The organism is Kribbella sp. (assembly GCF_035655035.1).
Lineage (GTDB): Bacteria > Actinomycetota > Actinomycetes > Propionibacteriales > Kribbellaceae > Kribbella.
Map to the genome: position 1 here is coordinate 1 of NZ_DASRVN010000514.1, position 7,022 is coordinate 7,022.

A 7,022-nucleotide genomic window follows, 5' to 3' on the forward strand; every position below is an offset into this window, starting at 1 on the left:
GCCTTGGCGAGGCCTACGCGGCTGCCGTCCTTGACCCGGACCAGTTGGGTGCCGGTGAGCAGCGCGCCGATTCCGCGGCCGTTGGCGTAGAACCAGCCGTACAGCAGCGGCAGCACGATCAGCAGTAGGACGAAGATGACGACGGCCCCGCCGGCCTTGTTCGGGTCGGTCGAGCGGACGCCGTACAGCACGGCGAGGGCGAGCGCGGTGCCGTTCACCAGAACGCTGTCGATCAGCCAGGCCATGATCGCGCCCCAGACCGTCGACTCGACGAACAGCGTGCGGTCGTCGAAGGTTTTGACACGTTTGGCCACGTGGTCGCCGAGCAGCGGCTTCACCTGCTCGCGTACCGCTGTCATCGCCCGTTGGTACGCCTCGGCCGTCTGCCGGCGCTCCTCGCCTGCCTGCTTCATGGCGCGCAGTCGTGCCTCGCGTTTTTCATTGCTCACACCCCAGCAGACGGTTCAGACCGGCATCTGGTTTCGGATCGTGCTGAAACTGTCGGTGGAGTGGGGGAGGCTGGGTGGGTGAGTGCGCAGCGGGTTGAGCTCGGCGAGTTCTTGAAGACGCGGCGGGCGCGGGTCGCGCCCGAGGAGGTCGGGCTGCCCGGAGGCGGGCGGCGACGTACGCCGGGATTGCGGCGGGAAGAGCTGGCGCAGCTCGCCGGTGTCGGCGTGACCTGGTACACGTGGCTCGAGCAGGGGCGGCCGATCAACGCGTCCGGTCAGGTGCTGGACGCGGTGGCGACCACGCTCAGGCTGACGCCGGTGGAGCGTGAGCATCTGTACCGGCTGGCCGAGGCGACGCCGGTGCGGTTGCCGCGGGTGACGGACTGCGCGAGCGAGGCGGTGTTCGAGGAGATCCTCGACGGGCTCGATCCGTTGCCGGCGGTGATCACCAACACCCGGTTCGACATCGTCCGCGCGAACGGCGCGTTCCACGACCTGTTCCATGACTGGCACCAGCTGCCCTGCATTCATCAGAACCTGCTCTGGTGCATCGTCACCGAGCCGTCCGCGCGCGAGCAGCTGCTCAACTACGACACCGAGGTGCCGTACCTGGTCGGCCGGCTCCGTTCGGCGTACGGCGAGCATGTCGGCGACCCGGACTGGGAGACGGACCTGGCGCGGCTGCGGTCGATCTGCCCCGAGTTCGAGCAGCTCTGGTCGCGACACGAGGTGGCGGCCTGTACGTCGCGGCGCCGGCGGATCAACAACCCGCAGGCCGGCGAGCTGCACCTGATCGTCACCGAGCTCGCCGTCTCCGCGCACCCGGATCTGGTGCTGTTCGTGGAGACCCCCGCCGACGCGGACACCCGCGCCAAACTCCCACTCACCCGCCGACAGCCGGCGGATCAGTCCCGGTAGTTACGGCTCGATCGGGCGGCGGATGCGGCGGATCAGGCTCTTGTCCGCGAACTGACCGACGCGGTACGTGTTCCAGCCGTCGACGCCGGCACCGACGGCGCCGCCGAGCAGCGGGATCCGCCGGGTGACGGTCAACGCCATCCGCTTGCCGCTGATCCGCCCGATCAGCTCCGCGACGACCTCGCCGGACACCTGCCGGTCGAGGACCGGGTCGAACACCGGCGCGGTCGCGATCGCCAGCGGGGAGGACACCAGGCTGGACTTCTTCAGCCGCGCCGCCACCCCGTCCTCGCCGAGCAGACAGGTGATGACAGCGGTCCGGACGCGCGGATCGTCGAGGTCGTACCCGCGCAGGTGGGCGATCGCCGCCACCATCCGGCACTGTACGACCGCGAGCCCGGTCAGGTTCGCGGGCAGCGCGACCGGGAGCGTGACGAGCCCGCCGATGCTGGTCGCGAACCCCTGCACACCGGCGAGCCGGATGTGCTGGTCGATGACCGCGTCGATCGCGTGCGTCACGTCGCCGTCGCAGCGCTCCAGTTTGCTGTCCGCGATCCGCTCGGCGCCCGGGAACCGCTGGTACCCGTCGATCGCTATCTCGAGGATCTGGCGCAACACGCCGCCCGCTGCCGTCGGGGCGAACCGCTGGGCCGCGGGCGCGAGACTACTGGCGACGAACCTGGCTACTCCGGCCACGGTGCTCCTTCCCGCCCGGCCCCACGCGTCAGAACCCGGACGTGCTTCAACTGTACGTGCCTCCCGGCCCCCCGCCACTCGGGAAGAACCCTAGGTGTCCCCCGAGGGCGTGTCTGGTGATTCCGCCCTAGGTGAGAATGGTCGGGTGCCGATCGAACCTGTTCCGACTCAGTGGGAGTTTCCGCCGGTGGGGGTGGCGGGGAGCAGCGACGTGGTTGCGGGGGGTGCGGATCTCGCGCCGGGGACGGTGCTGGCGGCGTACCGGCGGGGGCTGTTCCCGATGCCGGACCATCGCGGCTCGGTGCTCTGGTGGTCGCCGGTCGACCGTGGTGTGATCGAGATCGCCGACTACGCCGCGTCCCGTTCGCTGCGGCGGGCGCGGGCGAAGTTCGAGATCCGGGTGAACACCGCCTTCGACCAGGTGATCCGCGCGTGCGCGGACCCGCGCCGCCCGGGCTCGTGGATCGACCGCGACATCATCGCGTCGTACACCGAGCTGCACCGGCTCGGCTGGGTGCACTCGGTCGAGGCCTGGAACGGCGACCAGCTGGCCGGCGGGCTGTACGGCGTCGCGATCGGCGGGTTGTTCGCGGGCGAGTCGATGTTCCACCACGAGACCGACGGCTCGAAGGCGGCCGTCGCGGGCACGATCGAGCTGCTGAACGACGAGTACGCCGCCGACCGGGTCTTCGACATCCAATGGGTGACCGACCATCTCGCCACGCTCGGCGCGGTGTCGATCCCGCGGGAGACCTATGTACGCCGGGTCGCCCGCGCCGTCGACGTACCGCTGCCGAAGGCCTTCACCTGAGCCCGGCGAACGCCGCCATCTGCCGGGCGGACGACGCGAAGAACTCGTCCGCCGGATCCATCGACCCGACCAGCTGACCGAACAGCTCGAAGCTGATCATCCCGAACAGCTGCGTCCACACGATCACCGCCCGCACCAGCACCGCCGACGGTACGTCCGGCGCGAGCGCGCGCAGTACCTCGGCCTGTTGCGCCAGTACACCCGAGGGCTCCGGCGCATCCCCCGGCACCGTCAGCCGGCCGTCCGCCTGCGCCCGCTGCAGCAGCCCGAGCAGCGCCAGCGGTACCCGTGACGCCGGCTCGACGGTCGTCTGCGGCGCCTGGTACCCACTGATCGGCGACCCGTAGATCAGCGCGTATTCCTGTGGATAAGTCCGCGCCCACCCGCGTACGGCGGCGTAGATCGCGAGCCACTCCTCGATCGGATCGCCCCCGGTCGCCGCGTCCTCGGCCGCCGCGCCGAGCGCGTTGTACGCGTCGATGATCAGCGCGGTGAGCAGCTCGTCGCGGCTCGCGAAGTACCGGTAGAGCGCCGACGACACCATGCCGAGCTCGCGGGAGATCGCCCGCAGCGAGAGCGCCTCGGCGCCGACGGTCGCCAGCTGCTGCCTGGCGACCGCCTTGATCTCGTCGGTCAGCTCGGCCCGGGCACGTTCACGGGCAGTACGTCCGGCGTTCATAGGGTCAGTCTGCCACAAAACCGAGAGCAGTGCTCTTGACAGTGAGCGGCGCTCCGGTGTTCACTGATCACAACAGAGAGCACCGCTCTCGCCGAGCCGGAGGAAACCCGCCATGACCGAGTACAAGCAGACCTACGACAGCAACCGCGTCTTCAAGGGCTCCGAGGGCAGCATGCGGGTGTTCAACCGGATCGTCGCGCGGCTGACGAAGCTCGGTCTGAGCCTGATGGGCAGCCGGGTGCTGTCGGTCCAGGGCCGCAAGTCCGGCGAATGGCGTAGTACGCCGGTGAACCTGCTGATCATCGACGGGCAGCGCTACCTGGTCGCGCCGCGCGGCCACACCCAGTGGGTGAAGAACCTGCGCGCCAGCGGCACCGGCCGGCTGCAGCTCGGCGGCAAGGTGGAGACGTTCCACGCCGAGGAGCTCGCCGACGCCGACAAGCTCCCCGCGCTGCGGCTGTACCTGAAGAAGTGGGCGTGGGAGGTCGGCGCGTTCTTCAGCGGCGACGTCACCAAGAACTCCCCCGACGAGGTCCTGCACCACATCGCCCCCGGCGTCCCGGTCTTCAAGATCCGCTAGTGGTACGCCGCCGCCTGGATCCGGTACAGCTCGGCGTAGTGCCCGTTGCGGGTCATCAGCTCCTCGTGGGTCCCGGTCTCGACGACGTGGGCGCCGTCCAGTACGACGATCAGGTCCGCCATCCGGACCGTCGAGAACCGGTGCGAGACCAGGATCGTGATCCGCCCGTCGGCACCGCCCCGCGCCGCGGCGGCGTACCGCTCGAAGAGTGCGTGCTCGGTCTCGGCGTCCAGCGCCGCGGTCGGCTCGTCGAGCACCAGCAACAACGGCCGGTCCCGCATGAACCCGCGCGCCAGCGCGAGCTTCTGCCACTGCCCGAAGCTGATCTCCGCACCGTCCGGCCAGGTCCCGCCGAGCTGCGTGTCCAACCCCGACTCCAGCCGTTCCAGTACGTCCTCCGCCCCGGCCCGCCCGACCGCGGTCGTCACCGCCGATATGTCGTCCAGCCGCGGCAGGTCGCCCAGCCCGACGCTGTGCGCCGCGCGGAACTCGAACCGGAAGAAGTCCTGGAACGCACCCGCGATCTTCGCCCGCCACGCCTCCGCCGGGATCCGGTCGAGCGGCTGATCGTCCACGAACACCCGACCGTCGGCCGGCTCGTACAGCTTGCAGATCAGCTTCACCAGCGTGGACTTGCCCGCACCGTTCTCGCCGACGACCGCGATCACCTTGCCGGCCGGCAGCCGTAGGTCGACGTTCTCCAGTGCCGGGTGGTCGGAACCGGCGTACGAGAACGAGACGTTCTCCAACCGGATACCGTCCACGAGCCGCTCCGGCGCGGGCTGATCCGCGCTCTGGTCGAACGAGGCGGCGTAGTTCTCCAGCCAGACCAGCCGCCGCGACCCGTCCAGCCAGATCCCGCGCAGGAAGCCGATCTCGCCCACGGTCGCGCCGATGTACGACGACAGGCGCGCACCCGCGGCAAGAATCAGCAGCACGTTACCGACCGACCCGTGCAGCCCGACCGCGACGAACAGCACCGCACCGACGTAGGCCGCGCCGAACACCGCCCAGGCGATCCCGTGCCACACCGCGCTCGTCCAGCGTGCGGCGGCGATCGGCCGGTACCACTGCTCCCACTCGCGGCGCCGACCCGTCACGAGATCAGGTCCGATGCCGATCACCCGGACCTCCTTGCCCGGTGCGGGTGTGGTCGCGGTCCTGAACAGGTGCTCCGCCAGGCGGAAGTGCGCGGCGTACTTCTCCTCGACCTCACGCTCGACGCCGGGGCGCCAGCTGGAGCTGAGAACGGTCGGTAGCGCGAACAGCAGAAGCAGTGCGAGCGCAGGGTGGATCGACACGAGCAGCACGACCGTCACCGCGAGCCGCAGGATCCAGCCGCAGGTGGAGAACAGCGACATGTACATGTGGTCCAGCACGAACACCTGCTTGCGCAGTACGGACAGCCGGTCCAGGTAGTCGCGCCGTTCGTGGTGCTCGACCGTGGACACCGACGCCTGGAGCCGGGCGACGTGCGCCTCGAGCATGATCGTCACCCGGTCCCGGAACCGCCGCGAGATCCGCGTCGACAGTACGCGCAGGAACCACGTCGCCGTCACCGACAGCGCGAGGCCGCCCGCCGCCAGCAGGGCAGCGCGACGATCACCGTGCAGTACGCCGTCCGCGAGGATCTTGAGCCACAACGCCAGCAACGCGTCCGGTATGGCGGCCAGAAGCGTCATCGCGAACGCGGCGACCAACAGCCACGGCTCGTGCTGATAGCCGAGCTTGCACAGCCGCCACATCGCGGGGATCGCCTTCGGCAGGTCGTCAGAGCGTGTCATAGCTCAGCCCCTCCTCGTCGACCTCGGCCGTGAACCGCTGTGCCTGCAGGTCGAACATCGTCCGGTACCGCCCACCGAGTGCCATCAGCTCGTCGTGGCTGCCGAGCTCCACCACCCGGCCGTGTTCGAGGACGCAGATCCGGTCGGCGTGCCGAACCGTCGAGAACCGGTGCGAGATCAGGATCGTGGTGACGTCCCGGGTCGCGGTCAGGATCCGGTCGAAGATCGCCGCCTCGCCGCGGACGTCCAGTTGCGCGGTCGGCTCGTCGAGCAGCACCAGACCGGCGCCCTTCCGTACGGCGCACAGCGCCCGGGCCAGGGCGACCCGCTGCCACTGTCCGCCGGACAGGTCCGTACCGTCGCCGTACCCGGTCGCCAGCCGGGTGCCGAGATCCGCCAGGTCCGACGCGCCCGCGTCCGCGAGGGCGGCCCGGATGTCCTCCTCGGGCGCACCGGCCGGCGCGACGTTGTCCCGCAACGGCAGCTCGAGCTTGAGGAAGTCCTGGAAGACGGCGGTGACCCGGGTCCGCCAGGCGTCGACGTCGAGGTCGCGCAGGTCGGTGCCGTCGACCCAGATCGTCCCCGCGCCGGGGTCGTACAGGCGGCACAACAGCTTGGCCAGCGTGGTCTTGCCGGCACCGTTCTGCCCGACGACCGCCAGCGAGGACCCGGCCGGGATCGTCAGATCCAGCCCGTCGAACACCTGCCGATCCCCCTGTGGATAACCGAACCTCACGCCCCGAAGCTCAACCTCCACCGCTCCGCGCCCGCGCGCCTCCCGGCTCGTCGTACCCGGCCCTGTCGCACTGGAACCGGCTGACAGCGCTCCGGCGGGTGCCATCGCCGGTTCAAGTCGCCGTACTGCGGCAACCGGGGCCGCGGCGCCGTCGAGCGCCCAGTTCAGCCCGCCGAACGCGATCATCCCGACGCCGATCGCGACCTGCGCGAACACCACCAGACGATCCAGCGGCAGGCTGCCGTCGATCGCCGCCGCGCCGAGCGCCCAGAACACCACACCGTTGGCCACCGCAATGATCAGCAGGCTCCAGATCATTGGCCGCTCCCGCAACCGGGTCGCGGCGTACTGCAGCTCGAACAACCGCCG

8 protein-coding genes are annotated in these 7,022 nt (G+C 70.1%); 3 read left to right on the forward strand and 5 right to left on the reverse strand.

The window, feature by feature from the left end; translation table 11 throughout:
* A partial coding sequence (locus VFF46_RS28125) for an RDD family protein (protein ID WP_325040236.1) occupies positions 1-413 on the reverse strand: 413 nt, incomplete at its 3' end.
* A 114-nt stretch (positions 414-527) separates the two neighbouring features.
* On the opposite strand from VFF46_RS28125, the gene VFF46_RS28130 reads away from it, so the two are divergent.
* Complete coding sequence (locus tag VFF46_RS28130; protein WP_325040237.1) at positions 528-1,367, forward strand: helix-turn-helix transcriptional regulator; 840 nt, start codon at positions 528-530, stop codon at positions 1,365-1,367.
* Here VFF46_RS28130 and VFF46_RS28135 read toward each other — a convergent pair whose 3' ends face one another.
* Positions 1,368-2,063 carry an EcsC family protein gene (locus VFF46_RS28135; protein ID WP_325040238.1) on the reverse strand — a complete coding sequence of 232 codons (696 nt, stop codon included), beginning with the start codon at positions 2,061-2,063 and terminating at the stop codon, positions 1,368-1,370. It lies immediately after the preceding gene.
* A 211-nt stretch (positions 2,064-2,274) separates the two neighbouring features.
* Here VFF46_RS28135 and aat point away from each other — a divergent pair, with 211 nt between their 5' ends.
* Positions 2,275-2,874 (forward strand): leucyl/phenylalanyl-tRNA--protein transferase, encoded by a 600-nt coding sequence (gene aat, locus VFF46_RS28140; RefSeq protein WP_325040239.1) that lies wholly within the window; start codon positions 2,275-2,277, stop codon positions 2,872-2,874.
* On the opposite strand, the gene VFF46_RS28145 is transcribed toward aat, so the two are convergent.
* Positions 2,867-3,553 carry a TetR/AcrR family transcriptional regulator gene (locus VFF46_RS28145; RefSeq protein WP_325040240.1) on the reverse strand — a complete coding sequence of 229 codons (687 nt, stop codon included), beginning with the start codon at positions 3,551-3,553 and terminating at the stop codon, positions 2,867-2,869. The genes aat and VFF46_RS28145 overlap by 8 nt on opposite strands.
* 112 nt (positions 3,554-3,665) lie before the next feature.
* Between VFF46_RS28145 and VFF46_RS28150 the strand changes: the two genes are divergently transcribed.
* A complete protein-coding gene (locus tag VFF46_RS28150; protein WP_325040241.1) occupies positions 3,666-4,133 on the forward strand; it encodes a nitroreductase family deazaflavin-dependent oxidoreductase in 468 nt (155 codons plus the stop codon).
* Here VFF46_RS28150 and VFF46_RS28155 read toward each other — a convergent pair.
* Entirely contained in the window at positions 4,130-5,917 is a 1,788-nt protein-coding gene (locus tag VFF46_RS28155) for an ABC transporter ATP-binding protein (RefSeq protein ID WP_325040242.1), read from the reverse strand. The two genes, VFF46_RS28150 and VFF46_RS28155, sit on opposite strands and share 4 nt — an antisense overlap.
* The coding region (locus tag VFF46_RS28160) for an ABC transporter ATP-binding protein (protein ID WP_325040243.1) at positions 5,904-7,022 on the reverse strand (1,119 nt) is incomplete at its 5' end. The genes VFF46_RS28155 and VFF46_RS28160, both read right to left, overlap by 14 nt.